Origin of the sequence: Streptomyces sp. NPDC051677, from assembly GCF_044453465.1 — a bacterium.
Classification (GTDB): Bacteria; Actinomycetota; Actinomycetes; order Streptomycetales; family Streptomycetaceae; genus Streptomyces.
In genome coordinates this window covers 201630-219344 of sequence record NZ_JBITCT010000012.1, presented here as the reverse complement: position 1 = coordinate 219344, position 17715 = coordinate 201630, and the positions used below count along the sequence as shown (strand labels likewise).

General features: G+C 70.5%; 21 protein-coding genes. 8 read left to right on the top strand and 13 right to left on the bottom strand.

What is annotated here, in order from left to right; genetic code table 11:
- Nucleotides 1-13: 13 nt before the first annotated feature.
- Both ACIBAF_RS17030 and ACIBAF_RS17025 read right to left on the bottom strand, forming a co-directional pair.
- Complete coding sequence (locus ACIBAF_RS17030; RefSeq protein ID WP_399464006.1) at nucleotides 14-205, bottom strand: hypothetical protein; 192 nt, start codon at nucleotides 203-205, stop codon at nucleotides 14-16.
- Between the two features lie 91 nt (nucleotides 206-296).
- Nucleotides 297-824: a hypothetical protein gene (locus ACIBAF_RS17025; protein WP_399464005.1), complete on the bottom strand. Its 528-nt coding sequence runs from the start codon at nucleotides 822-824 to the stop codon at nucleotides 297-299.
- Nucleotides 825-875: 51 nt separating this feature from the next.
- Between ACIBAF_RS17025 and ACIBAF_RS17020 the strand changes: the two genes are divergently transcribed.
- The gene (locus tag ACIBAF_RS17020) at nucleotides 876-1604 is read left to right on the top strand and encodes a hypothetical protein (RefSeq protein WP_399464004.1); all 729 of its coding nucleotides are present in this window, start codon (nucleotides 876-878) and stop codon (nucleotides 1602-1604) included.
- Here ACIBAF_RS17020 and lexA read toward each other — a convergent pair.
- The 4 genes from lexA to ACIBAF_RS17000 all read right to left on the bottom strand — a co-directional run bounded on the left by lexA (nucleotide 1538) and on the right by ACIBAF_RS17000 (nucleotide 5123).
- A complete protein-coding gene (gene lexA / locus ACIBAF_RS17015) occupies nucleotides 1538-2224 on the bottom strand; it encodes a transcriptional repressor LexA (RefSeq protein ID WP_399464003.1) in 687 nt (228 codons plus the stop codon). The genes ACIBAF_RS17020 and lexA overlap by 67 nt on opposite strands.
- A gap of 316 nt (nucleotides 2225-2540) precedes the next feature.
- Nucleotides 2541-3530, bottom strand: coding sequence for a hypothetical protein (locus tag ACIBAF_RS17010; RefSeq protein WP_399464002.1), 990 nt, complete (start codon nucleotides 3528-3530; stop codon nucleotides 2541-2543).
- Nucleotides 3531-4056: 526 nt separating this feature from the next.
- Complete coding sequence (locus tag ACIBAF_RS17005; RefSeq protein WP_399464001.1) at nucleotides 4057-4479, bottom strand: hypothetical protein; 423 nt, start codon at nucleotides 4477-4479, stop codon at nucleotides 4057-4059.
- A gap of 50 nt (nucleotides 4480-4529) precedes the next feature.
- A complete protein-coding gene (locus ACIBAF_RS17000) occupies nucleotides 4530-5123 on the bottom strand; it encodes a TIGR03086 family metal-binding protein (protein WP_399464000.1) in 594 nt (197 codons plus the stop codon).
- A gap of 138 nt (nucleotides 5124-5261) precedes the next feature.
- Between ACIBAF_RS17000 and ACIBAF_RS16995 the strand changes: the two genes are divergently transcribed.
- Nucleotides 5262-6725: a PLP-dependent aminotransferase family protein gene (locus ACIBAF_RS16995; RefSeq protein ID WP_399464039.1), complete on the top strand. Its 1464-nt coding sequence runs from the start codon at nucleotides 5262-5264 to the stop codon at nucleotides 6723-6725.
- 108 nt (nucleotides 6726-6833) lie between these two features.
- Here ACIBAF_RS16995 and ACIBAF_RS16990 read toward each other — a convergent pair whose 3' ends face one another.
- Nucleotides 6834-7388, bottom strand: coding sequence for a hypothetical protein (locus tag ACIBAF_RS16990; protein WP_399463999.1), 555 nt, complete (start codon nucleotides 7386-7388; stop codon nucleotides 6834-6836).
- Nucleotides 7389-8006: 618 nt separating this feature from the next.
- Between ACIBAF_RS16990 and ACIBAF_RS16985 the strand changes: the two genes are divergently transcribed.
- Both ACIBAF_RS16985 and ACIBAF_RS16980 read left to right on the top strand, forming a co-directional pair.
- Nucleotides 8007-8621, top strand: a complete 615-nt coding sequence (locus tag ACIBAF_RS16985) for a DUF1326 domain-containing protein (RefSeq protein ID WP_399463998.1) — start codon at nucleotides 8007-8009, stop codon at nucleotides 8619-8621.
- A gap of 26 nt (nucleotides 8622-8647) precedes the next feature.
- Nucleotides 8648-9373: a DUF2182 domain-containing protein gene (locus ACIBAF_RS16980; protein ID WP_399463997.1), complete on the top strand. Its 726-nt coding sequence runs from the start codon at nucleotides 8648-8650 to the stop codon at nucleotides 9371-9373.
- Between the two features lie 329 nt (nucleotides 9374-9702).
- On the opposite strand, the gene ACIBAF_RS16975 is transcribed toward ACIBAF_RS16980, so the two are convergent.
- The 3 genes from ACIBAF_RS16975 to ACIBAF_RS16965 form a co-directional block, all read right to left on the bottom strand.
- Entirely contained in the window at nucleotides 9703-10908 is a 1206-nt protein-coding gene (locus ACIBAF_RS16975) for a permease (protein ID WP_399463996.1), read from the bottom strand.
- Between the two features lie 120 nt (nucleotides 10909-11028).
- Nucleotides 11029-11955: a hypothetical protein gene (locus tag ACIBAF_RS16970; protein WP_399463995.1), complete on the bottom strand. Its 927-nt coding sequence runs from the start codon at nucleotides 11953-11955 to the stop codon at nucleotides 11029-11031.
- A gap of 105 nt (nucleotides 11956-12060) precedes the next feature.
- A complete protein-coding gene (locus ACIBAF_RS16965; protein WP_399463994.1) occupies nucleotides 12061-12501 on the bottom strand; it encodes a hypothetical protein in 441 nt (146 codons plus the stop codon).
- 308 nt (nucleotides 12502-12809) lie between these two features.
- On the opposite strand from ACIBAF_RS16965, the gene ACIBAF_RS16960 reads away from it, so the two are divergent.
- The gene (locus ACIBAF_RS16960) at nucleotides 12810-13076 is read left to right on the top strand and encodes a heavy-metal-associated domain-containing protein (RefSeq protein ID WP_399463993.1); all 267 of its coding nucleotides are present in this window, start codon (nucleotides 12810-12812) and stop codon (nucleotides 13074-13076) included.
- Between the two features lie 129 nt (nucleotides 13077-13205).
- Nucleotides 13206-15509, top strand: a complete 2304-nt coding sequence (locus ACIBAF_RS16955; protein ID WP_399463992.1) for a heavy metal translocating P-type ATPase — start codon at nucleotides 13206-13208, stop codon at nucleotides 15507-15509.
- Between the two features lie 69 nt (nucleotides 15510-15578).
- Here ACIBAF_RS16955 and ACIBAF_RS16950 read toward each other — a convergent pair whose 3' ends face one another.
- Genes ACIBAF_RS16950 through ACIBAF_RS16940 form a run of 3 tightly spaced genes read right to left on the bottom strand, consistent with a single transcriptional unit; the run spans nucleotide 15579 to nucleotide 16620 of the window.
- Nucleotides 15579-15704, bottom strand: coding sequence for a hypothetical protein (locus tag ACIBAF_RS16950; protein ID WP_399463991.1), 126 nt, complete (start codon nucleotides 15702-15704; stop codon nucleotides 15579-15581).
- Between the two features lie 33 nt (nucleotides 15705-15737).
- Nucleotides 15738-16274 carry an SRPBCC family protein gene (locus tag ACIBAF_RS16945; protein ID WP_399463990.1) on the bottom strand — a complete coding sequence of 179 codons (537 nt, stop codon included), beginning with the start codon at nucleotides 16272-16274 and terminating at the stop codon, nucleotides 15738-15740.
- Nucleotides 16258-16620: an ArsR/SmtB family transcription factor gene (locus ACIBAF_RS16940; protein ID WP_399463989.1), complete on the bottom strand. Its 363-nt coding sequence runs from the start codon at nucleotides 16618-16620 to the stop codon at nucleotides 16258-16260. Before ACIBAF_RS16940 ends, ACIBAF_RS16945 begins: the two co-directional genes overlap by 17 nt.
- A 44-nt stretch (nucleotides 16621-16664) precedes the next feature.
- Between ACIBAF_RS16940 and ACIBAF_RS16935 the strand changes: the two genes are divergently transcribed.
- Entirely contained in the window at nucleotides 16665-16847 is a 183-nt protein-coding gene (locus tag ACIBAF_RS16935; RefSeq protein WP_399463988.1) for a hypothetical protein, read from the top strand.
- Nucleotides 16848-17272: 425 nt separating this feature from the next.
- Entirely contained in the window at nucleotides 17273-17623 is a 351-nt protein-coding gene (locus ACIBAF_RS16930) for a VOC family protein (RefSeq protein ID WP_399463987.1), read from the top strand.
- Nucleotides 17624-17715 lie beyond the last annotated feature (92 nt).

Sequence of the window (17715 nt, the reverse complement as noted above, 5' to 3'; positions counted from 1 at the left end):
TGGTCCCGGCGGTTCAGGGGTGGTCGGGCTGCTGGTCCGGCGACACACCGCCGCCTTCTCCACCGCCCTTCTTTCCCTTGTCCGTGCCATGGGCGCGGCCCTCGCCCGTCTCCTCGACCTGACGCGCCTTGAGCTCGCCACTGTCCTGCGGTGTGGCTCCGCCCTTACGGCTGCGCCGCTGCTGGGGCTGCTGAGGGTTGGACATGTTCGATCCTGTCCCTCTCTATTTTCGGGTTGAGGTCAACGTTCGAGTTCCCTGGAGCTGTCGTCCCACCCGTCGGTCTTCCCGCTCGGCGTCAGCCGGTGAGCAGGACGTCCCGGACCGCCCTGACGCGCAGCTCCTCCAGCGTGTTCATCTGCCGCTCGGCCCGTGCGATCAGTCCGTCGAGCTCGTGCTCGTCGAGGCGGCCGTCCGCCTCGGCCAGGGCGCGCAGGGTGCGCCAGCCGAGTTCCTTGCCCTTCACTCCCAGCCGGAGGAACTCAAGTTCGATCACCAGCGTCAGAGGTGAACGCCCGTAGAGGCGCCCATTGCTCTTGAGACGGCCCACTCGCTCGGCCGCACCGGATGCCGCGACCTTGTAACGCCGCCTCGGCACGCCCAGGCTCTGCATGATGCGCAGCAGGCTTGCCCGGTCCTCGGCGATCTCGCTCGCGAGGCGGCGCAGCAGCTCCGCGAACGGTTGGTCGCGATGCGATCGGGCCGCGAACCGGGAGCGTCCCGCTCCGGCCGTGGCACCTGCCAGATGGTCATTGAGGTAGATCCCGAGCAGGTCCGTGCGGACCCCACGGGTCTGCGGGCGGGTGCCCGGCATCGGTGTCGTCATGGCTCGTGGCCTCGCTTCGTATCGGCGACGTTGCACGAGTACCCGTCCAGCATGGTCCTGCTGTACATCCTGGCGTTCCTGCTGGGTATCGGCGAGGCGGCCTACGACAACGCCGCCCAGTCCCTCGTCCTGAGCATCGTCGCCGACGAGAGACTGGAAAGGGCCGACAGCACCCTGATCACGGCCGTCCGCCCCGGCCAGGACCTGGCCGGCCCGGCCCACGGCGACGTCCTCTTCATCCTGTTTCCCGTTGGCGGCGCGATTTCCGTCTGCCCGACACGTCGGCTGCTGGGGACGAACGGCCACGGAGAAGCCCACATGCGCCCCGATCAGACCCTGGTCGCCCGCCAACGTGAGGGCACACGCATCACTGCGCGCACCAGCGGACCCTTCAGCCAGGAAGCCGGTGCCGTGCAAGTCCTTGGCCGGCCGGGACGTCGCGGTGATCGCACATTAGCTGCCGCCGGTCTTGGCGCCTTGCCAGGTGGAAGCGAACGGGTACTCGTCGCACTGCTTGCCGGCCGGCCGCGGCGGGCACGAGGTGTTCCGGTTCTCGGTGAGCTTGGTCTTGTTGGTCAGCCGGGTGAGATAGCGCGTGGTGCCGTGCTTGCTCGGCAGGTTGTCGGTGGTCTGCGCGTCCTGGATGTGCGGGGCGAGTTCGGGGCACTCGCCGCTTCTGGCGTAGACCAGTTCCGGGATGCGGGCCGGGCTGTTCAGAGAAGGCGCAGGACGCCGACGACCTTGCCGAGAATCTGCACGTCGTCTCCGGGAATCGGCTGATAGGCGGGGTTGCGGGGCATCAGCCACACCTGACCGTCCTGCCGGCGCAGCACCTTGACGGTGGCCTCGTCGTCCAGGAGCGCGGCGACGATGTCGCCGTGGTCTGCACTGTCCATCTTGCGCACGGTGACGATGTCGCCGTCACAGATCGCCGCGTCGATCATGGAGTCGCCGACCACGGTCAGGGCGAACAGGTCGCCGTCGCCTACGACTTGACGGGGCATCGAGTAGACGTCCTCGACCATCTCGTCGGCGAGCAGTGGCGAGCCGGCGGCGATCCGTCCGACGAGCGGTACGTCGACCGGTGCCGCGCTCCTGTCTCCCAGGTCGGGTGCCCACGACGACCTCACCCGGTAGGCGCGGGGAGTGTGCGGGTCACGGTAGAGGATGCCCTTGCGCTCAAGGGCCAAAAGCTGATGGGCGACCGAGGACGTACTGGCGAGGTGCACGGCCTGGCCGATCTCCCGCATCGACGGCGGGTAGCCCTGTCGGTCGACCGTCTGCGTGATGTAGCTGACGATCGCGGCCTGGCGGCTCGTCAGCTCCCCCTCGGCGGCCCGACGGCCCGGGGGGCGGCCCCGGCGGACGGGCGCGGCGTCCTCCATCCCAAACACCTCCATACAAGATCGTTCGGAATGACCCTAACCCGCCCCCCTCCATAAATGGAACACTCTGTCGAATGCCCGCGGGTGCTCCCGCATGAGCCTGTCGTCATGTGCGGTAGCGCCTCCCCCGGGCGTGTGCGCACGTCCGGCGGCTACCCGGACGCCCCGGGCAGCCCAAACCGAAATCCGATGAAGAAGGCAGCGAGTGCGCCCAGTTGTTCACCGACAAGATGAGCGGTCGTCGGCTGACGATGTGTGCATCCTGAACACCCGGCAAGTGGGAGCAGGAAGGGGCCGGCCCGCAGCGCTGGCCGCCCCTTCTCCTGTGTGGTCACCCGGTCAGAGGCTGCCACCGGTCTTCCTGGGCGGGGTCGATACCGCTGAGCCATACCAGTGCTCCACCGATCAGCCCGGGCTTGTCCCGGGTGGCCAGGGCCGGGGCTTCGAGCATGTCCGCAGCCTCCTCCAGATAGGTGACCAGTGTGTCGAGCTCTTCGCCGGGGTCCTCGTTGTAGCGGGACCAGCGGCCCAGGTAGCCGGTTGCGGCGTCCAGGTACAGCCCCGAGGTGCTGTCAGCCGGGCTCAAGACGGCAACGGGAATCCGCGTTGCCTTCCACAGGGTGATCCGCTCGTCTTCGGGGCGGTCGGTGTTGAGGGTGTCCTGGCGGATCTGGGAGTCCGTCTTCAGCCGGTAGGCGGCGGCTACGGCGTCCAGGGGCATGAGTGCCATATTGCCCGGAAGGCATCCCCAGCCGTTGCACCCGTCGTCGCCCGCGGTCAGCAGCCACAGGACGCGCAGCTCGATGGGTATCCGGATGCCCAGGTCCTCTTCCAGGGCGGCGAGGGCGGCGGGGCCGGCACCCGCTCGGAGCGCAGCGTAGGAATCGGGGGCGTTGTTCTGCAGCCAGCCGGTGATGCGCCTCCAGGCATCGGCGATCTCCCGTACGGTGACCGCAGCGGTGACAGGATCGGCATACCGGTCCGAGTCCGCGTCCGGGTCGGCGTCCGGGTCCGCGTCCGGGTCTCGGCCCTGCTCCCGCTCCTGGTCTGCGACTTCGGCAGACGGCTCGGCGGGGGAAGCCGGTTTTACGAATCGGATCTGGATCCGGTCCGGCTCACGGATGTATCCGACGAACAGGTCAGGGCAGTCCTCGAAAAGATCGCCGTCGACCGTCACGGTGAGGACGCCGTGCAGACCCGAGGGCACGCCCATGTCCGGATCCTCGGCCAACTGACCGGCCACGACCTTCAGCGCATAGGGGACACCGGCCCCGAACTGTGCCGCAGTGTCGCGTAGAAACGGTTCGACCTCGACATTCACAGTCTGCTGCTCCTCGCTGATCGGACAAGAGGCGTACGGGCCCTCATACAGTAGGACTCCCGCCCTCGCCGCCGGATGCAAGTCGAGGGCCCAGTGCACGAGGAGGGCGACGACGTCACGGCGTGCAGGGCCTCATGCCGTACGGGCGCGGCGGCGGGTGTCAGCCTCGCGCGTGCAGGCGGTGAACCGTGCGAGGTTCTCCGGCGCGTGCACCACGTCGCGGTGTCCGTCGTCCGGCCCTCCATCAGCTCCGGCATTGCGGCCTGCGGACCGGCGACGCCAGTCCATGACGGGCGGCGTGCTGGCCGGGCAGCCGCCCGTGGTCGCGGATGTATGCGTCGATGCTTTCCTCCAAAGCCGTCTCGATCTGCATCACCGGGTGTAGGCCCGGCGTCACCTCCCGGGGCAGGGTTCTCGTCTGTTCCGGCCTTCATCGGCGCCCCGGGCCGGGGCCGCAGGTGGGTCTCACTCGTGGGCCGGTCCGATGCTGTCTCATGGTCCTGGCTCCTGAGCTGAGAAGCCGTCGTCAGCCGCTCTGCCGTGGCGCTCCTCGCGCGACGCGGAGGCGGTCGTCCGACAGCAGCCATGCCTCCGCGTCCTGCCTGATCCGCGCCGCGTCGAAGCTCTCGTACTCGCGGATCACCGACCTGATCGTGCCTCGCTCGCGGTACTCGTCCATGATCGCGACATGCTCCGGCAGGCGTACGAACTCCGCCAGGGCCCGCCGCCCGGTCCACACCGAAACCGATCCGCAGCGCCGGTCCAAGGGCGCGACCCACAGCCACATGCCGACCGCTCCGTCGAGATGGGGCCAGCGGCGCCGCAGAGTGAAGCCGCGACGCACGATGCCGGGCAGATCGCGGTACGCGTCGCTGGTGAAGTCGGTGACGCTGACGATCAGCGGGCCGCTGCGGCGATCACGCATGCCGCTGTCGACGGCGTCCGCCACGGCGCGGTCACCAAGGGGATCCCCGGCCGGGCCCGGGCACCAGCGGCTCCTCAGCATGACCCCGCCGTCCAGGACGGGTCGCGGCCGAGCAGGGCGAGCAACCGGTCGCCCGGCGGGGCGTCGTCGGGGACTACGGTCCGCCGGCGGAACGCGGCACCCGCCCCGCGGCCCTCGTCCGGGACCAGAGCGGCGACGCGCAGCGCGGCGGCGGTGAGCTCGGCCGGGGGCTCCCACAGGGCGCCGATCGTCACCGCGACGTCCCAGGCGTGTGTCACGTAGTCGAGCATGTGGAAGCCGATCGCTGTCCGCCCGGGGACGGCGAAGCCCGCGCCCACCTCCGGCAGCGCGAACCGCCGCTCCAGTACCTCGTCGTCCGCGAACGCCGCTGTGACCTCGTCCACCGAGGCCTCGTACGCTTCGGCCGGGTCGTCGCCGAGGTCGCCGTCGCGCCATACGGCCCACGGCTCGCCCACGCCGCGGGCGGAGGCGGCGAACCCTTCGTTCTGGCTGACCAGATGGCGGAGCAGTCCGTACAGGGTCCAGTCCGCGCACGGCGTCGCCAGCCTCAAGTGGTCGGGCTTCACCTGGGAGACCACCTCCCCGGTCAGCGACAGCGCCAGGCGGTCCAGTCGTCGTATGTCCATGGCCAGAGCGTAAATTCGCACAGCGGTTCAGCTCCAGAGCCAATAAGCTGCCAAGTGATTGAGCCAATTACCAGGCTGACAGCGGGAGTTGAAAAGCCCGACAAAAGTCGAGCCGAGAACGGAAAACCGAGATTGGACGTGCACGTCAGGCTCGACGGGCAGCGCGACCTGTCCGGCCAGATCTACCGCCAGTTGCGCACCGCGATCCACGACGGGCTGCTACGGCCCGGCGATCCGCTGCCCCCGACCCGTGAGTTGAGCCGCCGACTCGCGGTGGCCCGCAACACCGTCGGCGTCGCCTACGAACGGCTCGTCGCCGAGGGCTATGCGGACAGCAGAGTCGGCTCCGGGACCTATGTGCGTACGACGGGCCTGCCCACGCGCGAGGCCGCGACCGCCACCGAGACCGCGGGCTCGGGCCTGCGCCCGCGCGCCATGTGGGCCGGCCTGTCCCCCTGGGCGGCCCCGGAGACCACGGGACCGACCACAGCGGCCCACGACTTCCGGGTCGGCCTGCCGGACGCCCGGCTCTTCCCGTACGACGCCTGGCGTCCCCTGATCGCCCGGGAACTGCGGCTCTCTGCGGCCGGGGGGGTCGGATACGGCGATCCGGCCGGGCACGCCGGGCTGCGGGCCGCACTCGCCCGGCACATCGGCCTCTCCCGCGGCGTGCGGACCGGTCCGGATGACCTGCTGGTGACCACCGGCACGCAGCAGGCGCTGGACCTCATCGGGCGGGTGCTGCTCGAACCGGGCGACCGGGTGGCCGTCGAAGAGCCCGGCTACCCACCGGCCCGGCTGCCGTTTCTGGCGCACGGCGCCGAGGTCACGGGCGTACCGGTGGACGCCGAGGGCCTGCTGGTGGACGCGATCCCGCCGGACACCCGCGCCGTGTACGTCACCCCAGCCCACCAGTTCCCGCTCGGCATGCCGATGTCCCTGCGGCGCAGAACAGCGCTGCTGCGGTGGGCGCGGGGGCACGGCGCGGCGGTGATCGAGGACGACTACGACAGTGAATTCCGGTTCGGCGGGCGGCCGGTCGAGACCCTGCAGAGTCTGGACCGAGACGGACATGTCATCTACGTGGGGTCGTTCTCCAAGGTGATGCTGCCCTCCCTGCGCGTCGGATTCCTGGTGGCGCCCGCTCCCCTGCGCACAGCACTGCGCACCGCCAAGTACACCGCCGACTGGCACACGGCGGTCCCCACACAGGCGGCACTCGCCCGCTTCGTCGACGACGGACTGCTCGCCCGGCACATCCGCCGGATGCAGCACACGTACGCGACCCGGCACCAAGCCCTCACCCGCGCGCTCACCGACCGCTTCGCGGACCTCGCCGAGCTGGTGCCGTCCACGGCGGGCCTGCACGTGACCACCTTCACCCGAGGCCGACTCGCCGACCCCGACGCCCTCGCGGACCGGGCCGGACGGGCCCGTGCATCCGGCGTGGCGGTCTACACCTTGGCTGAGGTCGCCGCGAACCGCTCGGTCCGCCCGGGCTTCGTTTTCGGCTACGGCTCGATCGACGCCCCGGACATCGAGCCGGGCCTGCACCGCGTACTCGGCCCGTCGCCGGTGGCGTCGCCGAGCAGCACCGGGTGACCGACCGCGCTTGAAGATCCCGAGAAAGATGCTCACATGCCGACTGTTCGGCCGGGCCCGCTTCCGACTCCTCCGCGGCAAGCCCCCTCCCCCGGACCCGTCTCCGTGCTACCCGGCCTGTTCCCTCCGCCACTCCACTTCCTCGGCAGTCATCGGGGCATGGACGCTGTACACGTCGCCGACCCGCAGGTTGTCCGGCGTGCTGTACTCGCCGTAGGTGCCGATGACGGAGACGGCCACATGGGAATAGGGCTGCCAGAACGTGCGGAAATACGGGGCGTGCGCGGGGATTTCCGGGATCTCCATCAAGGGGACGCCGCGCCGCACCAGTAGACGTTGCAGCTTTTCGAACCGCAGCCGGGGAGTGAACCGCCCGTACCGGGCACGAAGCGTGTCGTTGACGAGGGTGCGGTCCCGGTATGCGAGCCGGTGCACCTGCAGGGTGAAGTGGTGGCCCGACCAGGGGTGGTCGACGGAAGCCCGGTCCCAGTAGAACTCGGCGAGGCCGTAGTCACGGCACATGCTGTGGTCGCCGAAGGCGTCCTCGGCGATGGCCGGCCCAAGGGCCTTGGTGACATGGTCGGGAGAATCCGCAGGGCCCACGCCGAGCACGGTGCCGGTGGTGACGACGTCCACATAGAACGCCAGGGAATGCGGAGTCAAAGGCTGATCCTCGATGCGGTGTGGTCCGACATGATGTGAGGGACGTCCCCACCGGGGTGTCCACCACCCGTGACCACGTCCATGGGAACCGCCGGGGCCCTGTCGACCCGGCGAAGACCTTACTCCACCTGGGCCGCTTGCTGGTTTTCGGATGCGCGACGCTCGAGGTAGAAGAGGTGGTTCTTGGGGCCTGTTCGGCGGGCCCGCCACGCCCTGCCGCACCATCGCCCCCGCCGCCCAACTCACCGACGTGGCCTGCTTTCTGGGCGGACGTTCCGGAGCTCATCTGTGCACATGGGTGGGTTGCCGCGACCAGAAGTTGCGGCGAAGGCGATGGACTGGGCGACCAGCCGCCGGGCACCGGGGCACCAGCCCAGGGCGGTGGGGCGCATGCCAGACTCGGAGATCGAACGGGCCATGAAGATGACGTCGTCGATGACGCATCCGAGGTCGCGGGCGCCCACGGACTCGGTGCCAGGCCGGTGAGCTGCGCTGACAGCGGATCTGCGCGATGAGGGTCGTCGGGAATAGCCTGGAGAAGAGCGGCACCGGGGCGGAGCGGACCCTCTCGATGCATCCCCTTGCCCCTGGGCGGCCGCACAACAGGGAGGAAGGGTCATGCCCTGGAATCTGAACGGCACGTACCTGGAGAGCTGTAACTGTGACGTGGTGTGCCCCTGCACGACCTCGGGCCTCACCGCACCGGCCGACCACGAGCGCTGCCAGGTGACCTTCGCGTTCCATGTGGACAGCGGGAACGTGGACGACGTCGACGTCTCCGACCGCAGCGTGGCCATCTTCGTCGACGGGCCGCAGGTGCTGGCCGAGGGAGGCTGGCAGGTGGCGCTGTACGTCGACGCTTCAGCCGACGACGGCCAGGCGGAGGCGCTGGGCAAGGTCTTCTCGGGCCAGGCGGGCGGGCCGATGGCGGGGCTCGCTCCGCTCATCGGCGAGGTCCTCGGCGTGGAGCGCGTTCCCATCGACTACCGCGACGACGGTCGCCACCACGCCGTGCGGGTGGGTGATGCCATCGACATCGAGATCGAGGACCAGGTCGCCCCGCAGTTCGGCGAGGACGGTCCGGTGATGGGCCTGACGGGAATTTTCCACCCGGTGAACAGCACACTGACGATCTCCCGGTCCACCCGGGCGACGGGCGACGGCGTGTACGGCCGGTCCTGGGACTTCACGGGCGGCAACGGACACTCGGCGCCCTTCACGTGGTCCGGATGACCGGTGGGCCGGTTACCGTCCGCCGGGTGGCCCCCGCCGGGCTGCTGCTGGTCGTGGCGGCCGCCGCCTGGGTCTGGATGGCGACGCGCTGGGGCGGCATGTCGGCGATGCCCGGCACCATGGGCCTGGGCCCAGCCGCTTTCGTGGCCGTGTGGACGCTGATGATGACTGCGATGATGCTGCCCGCCACGGCGCCCGTCGCCGCCTTGTACGCACGCACCATCACCGTGCACCGGGCATCGCGCATGGTCGTTTTCACGGTCGCCTACCTGCTCGTCTGGGCCGCGGCCGGGCTGCCGGCGTATGCGCTGGCTGTCGGCCTCGGCCGGGCGGCGAGCCTCCCCCAAGCGGCGGGGACAGCAGTGGCCGCGGCCGTGTTCGCGGTCAGCGGCGTCTACCAGCTCACGCCTCTCAAAGACCGTTGTCTGGCGAGGTGCCGTTCGCCGATCGGCCTGATGCTGCGCTACGCCTCGTACCCGGGGGCCTCGCGCGATCTGCGTGCCGGAGCCCACCACGGGGCCTTCTGCCTGGGCTGCTGCTGGTCGCTGATGGTGCTGCTGGCGGCGTTCGGTGTGATGAACCTGTGGGCCATGGTGGTCCTGGCCGCCGTGATCACCGCCGAGAAACTCGCTCCGGCCGGTCGCCTGGTGGCCCGGGCCGTGGGGATCGCCTCGATCGTCCTGGCCGTCGCCGTCTTCTGGGTCCCGGCGCTGGCTCCTGGCCTCACCGGCGGTGGTATGGCCGGGATGTAGACCGGCTCAGGCCTTGAGTGAGGTGACCAATCGGCGATGGCCGATCGAGGGAAGACCACCGGGCACAACGTGACGAGCAGAAACGCACCGCCCACCGTCAGCAACGGGGAAGACAGTCCGACCGAATCCACGAGGAAGCCCACAGCCAGTCCGCCCAGCGGAGTGACCAACCGCACCGACGCCGTTGCCGTTGCCGCGCTGAGCATGCGGCCGCGCAGTTCTTCCGGCACCGTCGCATATGGGAACGTCGGCCACCGCCGAAAGCGGCTGCTCACCGCCCGGGCCCGTGGGCGGAACCGGCCCTCCGCCCACGAGTGGAGGGCCACGCTTCAGTGGTGGTGCCCGTCGTGCGTTTCCCCTGCTGGGCGCCCGTGCTGCGGGTGGCCGGTGTGATCGTGGCCGGTGTCGGGTGAGCCGCCCATCATGCGGAGCATGGACAGCCCGCCGGTACGGCAGAAGCGCACCAGGAGCACCGCCGCCAGGAGCAGGAAGACGATGTTGAGCCAGGTGGTGTAGTTCCAGCTCACGCCCTCCATCGGGATCTTCGCGTCGGCCTGGTCGGGGATCAGGCCGAGCCCCCCGAAGGCGAGTTCGACGATGTACCCGGCGATGACCATCGCGAGATAGAACGTGCCGAGCAGGAAGGCGGCCGTCCTGGCGCCGTAGTACTTCCGGTAGATGTTGAGGATCGGCAGGATCAGCAGGTCGGCGAAGATGAACGCCACCACGCCGCCGAAGCTGATGCCGCCCTTCCACAGCACCACCGCCAGCGGCACGTTGCCGATGGAGCACACGAACGACGCGATCGCCACCAGCGGGCCGACGATCGGGCCCCACAGCTTGGCGGCGAGGGGGTGGCCGTCGAAGAAGAAGGCACGCCAGAAGGAATCGGGAACCCAGGCGGCGATGGCGCCGGCGATGAGCAGACCGACGACCAGGTCGCGCAGGATCGCCGCCCACTCCATGACGAAGACGTGGCTGGTGGCGGTGAAGCCCTCTCGGCTGAAGAGCCGACTGGTGAAGGAGCCGTCGCGCGATACGGACATGTCCATCGCCGCATGGCCCTCCATCGACCCGGCCAGCCCTTTTTCCGTCTGTTCGCGGGCCTGACGCAGAAGCCGCTCGCGCAGGAACAGGCGGAACAGGACAGCCAGCACAACGATCATGACGGGTCCGCCGACGAACTCTGCGGCGGTGAACTGCCAGCCCATGAGCAGGGCGAGGATCACGCCGAGCTCGACGACCAGGTTGGTGGAGGCGATCTCGAAGGCCATCGCGGCGGTGAAGTTCGCGCCCTTGCGGAACAGCGAGCGGGCCAGCGCGACCGCCGCGTACGAGCAGGATGACGACGCCGCGCCCAGGCCGGCGGCGACGGCGAGGGTCCGGGGCCGGTCATCGCCCAGGAGCGAGATCACGGTGGACTTGCGGACCACGGCCTGGACGACAGCGGACAGGGCGAAGCCGAGGATCAGGGCCCAGGTGATCTCCCAGGTCATCGACCCGGCAATCGACAGTGCGTGCAGTACGGCGTGCATCTGTGAAGTCTTCCTCCGTCAGGGTGCGGCATGCCGCCCACGGACAGGCTCTCTCTGGGTGGGCGTCCGTCGGGCCGGGGGGTGCGGGGCGCCGCCGCGTGGGTGGCGCCCCGCCGGGGTTCAGCCGACGCGCAGGGTCAGGGCGGCGGTGTGCAGCTTGCCGCCGGTCTGGAACTGCAGGAACAGCCGCCAGTTGCCGGAGGAGGGCAGTTCGGCGTGGAAGTTCAGGTCGGGGCCGCCGTGGTCGCCGGTCACCTCGGTGGTGGGGTGGAGGTGGGCGAACGCGGCGTCGCCTTCGTGGAAGGCGGTCAGGTGGGCGTAGGTGTCCAGGTAGGGCTCAAGGTCGGTGACGGGCTTGCCGTCCTTGGCGACGGAGACGGTCAGCGGGTGCGCCATGCCGGCCATGGGCTCGCCCTTGACGGTGACGGTGAACCCGTCGGCCTGTGTGCTGGCGGCGGGCGCGGGCAGCGGGGTCTTGGTGGCGCTTCCGGGCGCGGTGACGGTGCGCGAGAGCACGAAGTCCTTGCCCTTGCCAGGCCCGCCGTCGGGGGTGAAGGAGGCGAACAGGCGCCAAGCGCCCGGGGCGAGGGAGGCCAGGCCGGCGGTCCAGGTGCCGTCGGCGGCCATGGTGGGGTGGATGTGCTGGAAGCCGGTCAGGTCGGAGCGGATGGCGTAGAAGTGCATCCGCTTGGTCTGGTCGAGGGCGAAGCCGGTGACCGGCTTGCCGTCCGGGCCTGTGACCGTGAACCGATAGGCCGTCTGCTTGCCGGACGGCAGGGTCGCGTCCTTGGAGGTGAGGCGGTAGCCGTCCTGGGTGTCGGCCAGGCCGTTGCCGGAGGCCATGTGGCCCATGCCGGGCATGTCGCCCATCGCCTGCGCCGTGCTGGGCGAGGCGGACGCGGAGGACTTGCTGCCGTGGTCCATGCCGGGCATGGACGAGGAGTCGCTGGAGGAGCCGCAGGCGGCCAGCGTCAGCGCGAGAGCGGCTGCGGCGCCGGTCGCTGCGAGGCTGCGGCGGCGTGCGGTGAAACGGTGCGAGGTGACCATCGAAGTGGAGTCTTCCGGGGTGGGCGCACCACACCGGTGGTGCGCGGAAACGAGCAGGACAACGGTGCCGGTTTCCGGCCTGGGGCCGGGTCCGGCGCGCACCTGTCACGTCCGCGCGATGCACTCCTGAAGCAGTAGATCTCGTCCGCCATCCGGTGGCCCGCGCCGCCCCCTCCCGCCGGCCGCTGCCCGCAGTCGGGTCAGCGTCCACAGGGCGAGCACGGCGGTTCCTGCCACGGCGAGCAGGCCGGGCGCAGGCAGGGGGGTCCGCTCGTGGGCGGGCGTCGACACGCACAGCGCTCCGGGCATCCCGGAGACGTCGGCGGCCCGGGCGGCGGAACCGGGAGTGTGCCCGGCCGGCACGTGGGCCGCGGGCAGGGCAGCGGTGTCGTGGCCACTGGTCATCGGCGAGGCCGCGGTCATGGCGCCGTGGCAGCCGTCCGCGGCCGTGGCCGGGGCTCCGTGCATGAGGAAAAGCCCGAACAGCACCGCGCACACTGCCAGCAGCCGGACGACGCCCCGTGTGCCTGCCTGTGCGCTGTCCACGGCCAAGTCCCTTCCTTCTCGTCCAGTCCACGCCGTACGACCATACCCCGGCAGGGTATCGACGGCGAGCTGCAAACTCAGCCGATAGGGGGGCCGCCCGGGCAAGGGCGGGCTCTGCGCCCGCAGGACCTGGACAGGAACCGGTGATGCGATCGCGCGGCTGGCGCACTCCTGGCGCCTGCGGCCTCGGAGTGGCGCTCGACGGACTTCGACGGGCTTGACTAGATACCCCCTGGGGGTATCTATTGGGAACGGCCGGGCAGTCATCAGTCCGTTCGGCTGACACGTCCAACCAGGAGGCTTCCGTCATGGCTACGACCACGTCCAACCCCCCGTCCGTCTACACCGTTACGGGTATGACCTGCGCACACTGCGTCAGCGCGGTCACCGAGGAGATCACCCAGGTGCCCGGTGTCACGGGTGTCGAGGTCGATCTGGCCGCCGGGACGGTGTCCGTCAGCTCCCAGGGCCCGCTCGACGACGCCGCGGTGGCCGCCGCGGTCGAGGAGGCCGGCTACGAGGTGACCGCAACCCCGCAGCAGTGCTCGGACGGCTGCTGCGGAACCTGCCACTGACGGCCCTGCGCCGGGGCGAGGCGCCCACGCCCGCCCCGGCGGGGCCCGGCCCCCGCCAGCATGACCATGCTCTTCCAGCCGGCGATCTCTTCCAGCGATCCCTTACCTCCCCTTGTCGAAGGAACCGTGATGAGTGCGAGCACCCACACCAAGGCCCAGGCCGCCTCCCCGGCCCACAACCGTGAAGTGACCGGCCGGGTCGAGCTGGCGATCGGCGGCATGACCTGCGCCTCGTGCGCCGCCCGCATCGAGAAGAAGCTCAACCGCATGGACGGCGTCGAGGCCACCGTCAACTACGCCACCGAGAAGGCCAAGGTCACCTTCCGCGAGGACATAACCGTCACCGACCTGATCGCCGCCGTGGAGGCCACCGGCTACAGCGCGCACCAGCCGCAGCCCACCAGGACCGAGCCGGAACCCGGCAGCGGCCCGGCGGACGAGGAGCGGGAGGAACTGACACCGCTGCGGCAGCGGCTGACCACCGCGGTGGTGCTGGCCGTGCCGGTGATCGCGATGGCGATGGTTCCGGCGCTGCAGTTCCAGTACTGGCAGTGGCTTTCGCTGACCCTGGCGGCACCCGTGGTGACCTACGCCGCCTGGCCCTTCCACAAGGCTGCCTGGAGCAACGCCCGACACGGCGCCGCCACCATGGACACGCTGATCTCCGTCGGTGTGTCGGCGGCGTTCTTGTGGTCGCTGTGGGCGCTGTTCTTCGGCACGGCCGGCATGCCCGGCATGACCCACCCCTTCGAGCTGACCATCGCCCGCAGCGACGGCGCCGGGAACATCTACCTGGAGGCCGCGGCCGGCGTCACTGCCTTCATCCTGGCCGGCCGGTTCTTCGAAGCCCGCTCCAAACGCAAGGCGGGTGCCGCGCTCAAGGCCCTGCTGGAGCTCGGCGCGAAGGAGGTCACGGTGCTGCGCGATGGCGGTGAAGCGCGCATCGCCGTCGCCGCGTTGAAGGTCGGAGACCGTTTCCTGGTCCGCCCCGGCGAGAAGATCGCCACCGACGGCACGGTCGTCGAGGGCTCCTCCGCCGTGGACGCCTCCATGCTCACCGGCGAGTCCGTCCCGGTCGAGGTGGGCGCCGGGGACTTCGTCACCGGCGCCACCCTGAACGCCGGCGGACGTCTGGTCGTCGAGGCCACCCGGGTCGGCGCCGACACCCAGCTCGCCCGCATGGCCAAACTGGTGGAGGACGCGCAGAACGGCAAGGCCGCCGCTCAGCGCCTCGCCGACAAGATCTCCGCAGTCTTCGTCCCGGTCGTGATCGCCCTGGCCCTGGGCACCCTGGCGTTCTGGCTCGGCACCGGCGCGGGACTGAGCGCCGCGTTCACCGCAGCGGTCGCCGTCCTGATCATCGCCTGCCCCTGCGCCCTCGGTCTGGCCACCCCGACCGCGCTGATGGTCGGCACCGGGCGCGGCGCGCAGCTCGGCATCCTCATCAAGGGGCCCGAAGTGCTGGAGAGCACGCGCAGGGTCGACACCATCGTCCTGGACAAGACCGGCACCGTCACCACCGGCCGTATGACCCTGCTGGCCGTGCACAGCGCCGAAGGCACCGAGGAGAACGACGTCCTGCGGCTGGCCGGCGCCCTGGAGCACGCCTCCGAGCACCCCGTCGCCCGGGCCGTCGCCGCCGGAGCCGTCGACCGCGTCGGCGCCCTCCCCGCGCCTGAGGACTTCGCCAACGTCCCCGGTCTCGGCGTCCAGGGCATCGTGGACGGGCACGCCGTGCTCGTCGGCCGCGAGCAGCTGCTCGCCGAATGGGCCATGGCCCTGCCGGCCGGCCTGAAGCGAGCCAAGGACGCGGCCGAGGCGGCCGGACGTACGGCCATCGCGGTCGCCTGGGACGGCGAGGCCCGCGCGGTCCTCGAAGTCGCCGACGCCGTCAAGGAAACCAGCCCCGAAGCGATCCGCCGCCTGCGCGCCCTCGGCCTGACGCCCATCCTCCTCACCGGTGACAACCGGGCCGTCGCCGCAGCAGTGGCCGCCGAGGTGGACATCGCGCCCGAGCATGTGATCGCCGAAGTCCTGCCGCAGGACAAGGTCGACGTCGTCAAGCGGCTGCAGAGCCAGGGGCGCTCGGTCGCCATGGTCGGCGACGGCGTCAACGACGCTGCAGCCCTGGCCCAGGCCGACCTCGGCCTCGCGATGGGCACCGGCACGGACGCCGCCATCGAGGCCGGCGACCTGACCCTCGTACGCGGCGACCTCCGAGTCGCCGCCGACGCGATACGCCTCGCCCGCAAGACGCTGGGCACCATCAGGTCCAACCTGTTCTGGGCGTTCGCCTACAACGTCGCCGCCCTGCCGCTCGCCGCGGCCGGGCTGCTCAACCCGATGATCGCGGGAGCGGCCATGGCCTTCTCCTCGGTCTTCGTCGTCGGCAACAGCCTGCGGCTGCGTCGCTTCCGTGCCGCCGACCAGTAAGCGGTCGACCGTGCAGGTCGCCGGGGGTGCCCGTACTCGGGTGGGGCGGTGGCTGGCGTCGTGCGCCGGCTACCGCTTCCCGACGGTGTAGGTCAGGTGGGTCACCCGGGACGATGCGGCCGTGCGGGTCTGGTCGAGGGCGAGGCGGTCGGGGTCCACGCGGTCGAACAGGCGGATGCCTGTGCCGAGCAGCACGGGCGCGAGGGTGATCGAGAACTCGTCCGGCCATCAGCCCTCCGCTGCCTTCGGCGTGGTCTCGTTCCGGGTGGTCTCGTTCCGGGCGAGTTCGGCGACGTAGGCCGCCAGGTGGCGCAGCGTCTGCTCGCCGCCCTCGATCGCGTGGTACTTCTCCACCGCCTCGTCGCGCAGTTCCTTGGTGGGGAACACCGTGCGCATCACGATCCGGGTCTCGTCGTCGGCCGCCTCGAAGGTCAGGACCGACTCGAAGGCGTTGGGGTCGTCGCGGGACTCGCCGTGCACCAGCGCGATCCGCTCCGGCGGAACGATCTCGGTCCAGGTGATCCACTCCTGGTAGTCGGTCCCGTCCGGCCCGTGCATCACGAAGGCCCAGGCCCCGCCCGCGCGGAACTCGAAGGACCGCGTCGTGGTGGTGAACCCTTCCGGTCCCCACCACCGCGACAGGTGCCGGACCTGCGTGAACGCCTCGAACACCAGCTCCCGTGGGGCGCCGATGGCCCGGGAGATCACGATCTCGCGGTCCGCGATCGTGTGGTCGGGCTCGCCGCCGCTACTGGTCGTCGTCATCCGGTGGTTCCTCCTGCCTTGCCTGTTTCAGATCTCGCACGTACTCGTCCAGCCGGTCGAAGGTCTCGTTCCAGAACCGTTCGAAGCCGCCCACCCACTCGTGGACCGGCCGCAGCCCGCGGGCGTCCAGGCTGTACAGCCGCTGCTTGCCCGCCCCGCGGACCTGCACCAGCCCGACCTCACGGAGCACCCGCAGGTGCTTGGACGCCTGCGGCTGGCTCATTCCCAGGTCCCGCGCCAGTTCGGTCACGGGCCGCTCGCCGCCCTGCAGCAGCACCAGGATCTCCCGCCGCTGCGGCTCGGCGATCGCGTTGAACGTGTCCGAGGTCGTCGCCGCTCGTGCCATGGACCCATCGTATGTCTATATCGGAATGCGTCAAAGGTTGGTGGGTGACCAACGACCGGCTCGGGCTGGTCCGTCTTGCCCACCTGACCGTGACGAAGGTGCGGCTACGCGAGGCTCGTAAGCGGCTGGGCCACTGGGCCACCGCCCTCGGGCCGACGACCGGCACCGGGCAGAGCGGTGCGGCCTGGGGCGTCGGGTGCACTGCGGCGGCGATCATGTTTCATTAAGCCGAAGTCGGTGTGGAGCGAGTTGCCCCGGCCCGTGGGCACTCGCGCCGAACCGGTCGGGCACGTCCGCCTCGGCTGCGCCCGCGCCCCCCGCCCGGCAATCCCTGGACGCCCGAAGCGGGCTCGGCTGCCGGGGTCAAGACGCCGTTGATCATCACCGTGTATGCGCGGTCCACGCGGTGCTGTCCGCGGTGGCGCCGGCCGTCGAGCAGTCCCCCACCGGCGAGGTCTGCTACGTGGTGCCCGTCGAGGACCTGCCCCCGGCCGGGCGTCCACCAGCGACGACCGGCTCATCGCCCTCACCGAGCCCGACGACACGGGCGAGTCGTCGTGTCGTCGCATGCAGTCGACGGCGTTCTCGCATCTCAGCGTGCCAGGATGCCCGGGGATACGACCGCCAGTACGTCGACGGGCAGGAGCCAGCCATGATCAGCGGTGCACATGTCGTCCTCTACAGCCAGGACGCCGAGGCGGACCGTGCCTTCATCCGAGACGTCCTCGACTTTCCCGCCGTCGACGCGGGCGGCGGCTGGCTCATCTTCAAGCTGCCCCCGGCCGAGGTGGCCGTGCACCCGGCCGACGGCCCGCCCCAGCACGAGTTCTTCTTGATGTGCGATGACCTTGATTCCCAGCTCAGCGAGTTCCGCGCGCAGGGCGTCGAGATCACCCGTCCGGTCAGCGAACAGCGCTGGGGCAAACTGACGGCGATCCGGCTCCCCAGCGGCGCCGAGCTCCCGCTGTACGAACCACGCCACCCCACCGCCCACAGCCTGTGACCTCAAGGCATATCTACGGCGGGTGGGAGCTGCGTACCGCCTGCCGAGAACAGGGCCTGGGCTACGTCGTGCGACTCCGCCTGGTGTCACTG

Bases quoted from the DNA above. Each gene is read 5' to 3' on its own strand.
- ACIBAF_RS16955 (WP_399463992.1), top strand. From the start codon at position 13,206: ATGAGTGCGAGCACCCACACCAAGGCCCAGGCCGCCTCCCCGGCCCAC.
- lexA (WP_399464003.1), bottom strand. From the start codon at position 2,224: ATGGAGGTGTTTGGGATGGAGGACGCCGCGCCCGTCCGCCGGGGCCGC.
- ACIBAF_RS17000 (WP_399464000.1), bottom strand. From the start codon at position 5,123: ATGGACATACGACGACTGGACCGCCTGGCGCTGTCGCTGACCGGGGAG.
- ACIBAF_RS17020 (WP_399464004.1), top strand. From the start codon at position 876: ATGGTCCTGCTGTACATCCTGGCGTTCCTGCTGGGTATCGGCGAGGCG.
- ACIBAF_RS16970 (WP_399463995.1), bottom strand. From the start codon at position 11,955: ATGGTCACCTCGCACCGTTTCACCGCACGCCGCCGCAGCCTCGCAGCG.
- ACIBAF_RS16985 (WP_399463998.1), top strand. From the start codon at position 8,007: ATGCCCTGGAATCTGAACGGCACGTACCTGGAGAGCTGTAACTGTGAC.
- ACIBAF_RS16930 (WP_399463987.1), top strand. From the start codon at position 17,273: ATGATCAGCGGTGCACATGTCGTCCTCTACAGCCAGGACGCCGAGGCG.
- ACIBAF_RS16945 (WP_399463990.1), bottom strand. From the start codon at position 16,274: ATGACGACGACCAGTAGCGGCGGCGAGCCCGACCACACGATCGCGGAC.
- ACIBAF_RS17025 (WP_399464005.1), bottom strand. From the start codon at position 824: ATGACGACACCGATGCCGGGCACCCGCCCGCAGACCCGTGGGGTCCGC.
- ACIBAF_RS16940 (WP_399463989.1), bottom strand. From the start codon at position 16,620: ATGGCACGAGCGGCGACGACCTCGGACACGTTCAACGCGATCGCCGAG.
- ACIBAF_RS16960 (WP_399463993.1), top strand. From the start codon at position 12,810: ATGGCTACGACCACGTCCAACCCCCCGTCCGTCTACACCGTTACGGGT.
- ACIBAF_RS17030 (WP_399464006.1), bottom strand. From the start codon at position 205: ATGTCCAACCCTCAGCAGCCCCAGCAGCGGCGCAGCCGTAAGGGCGGA.
- ACIBAF_RS16975 (WP_399463996.1), bottom strand. From the start codon at position 10,908: ATGCACGCCGTACTGCACGCACTGTCGATTGCCGGGTCGATGACCTGG.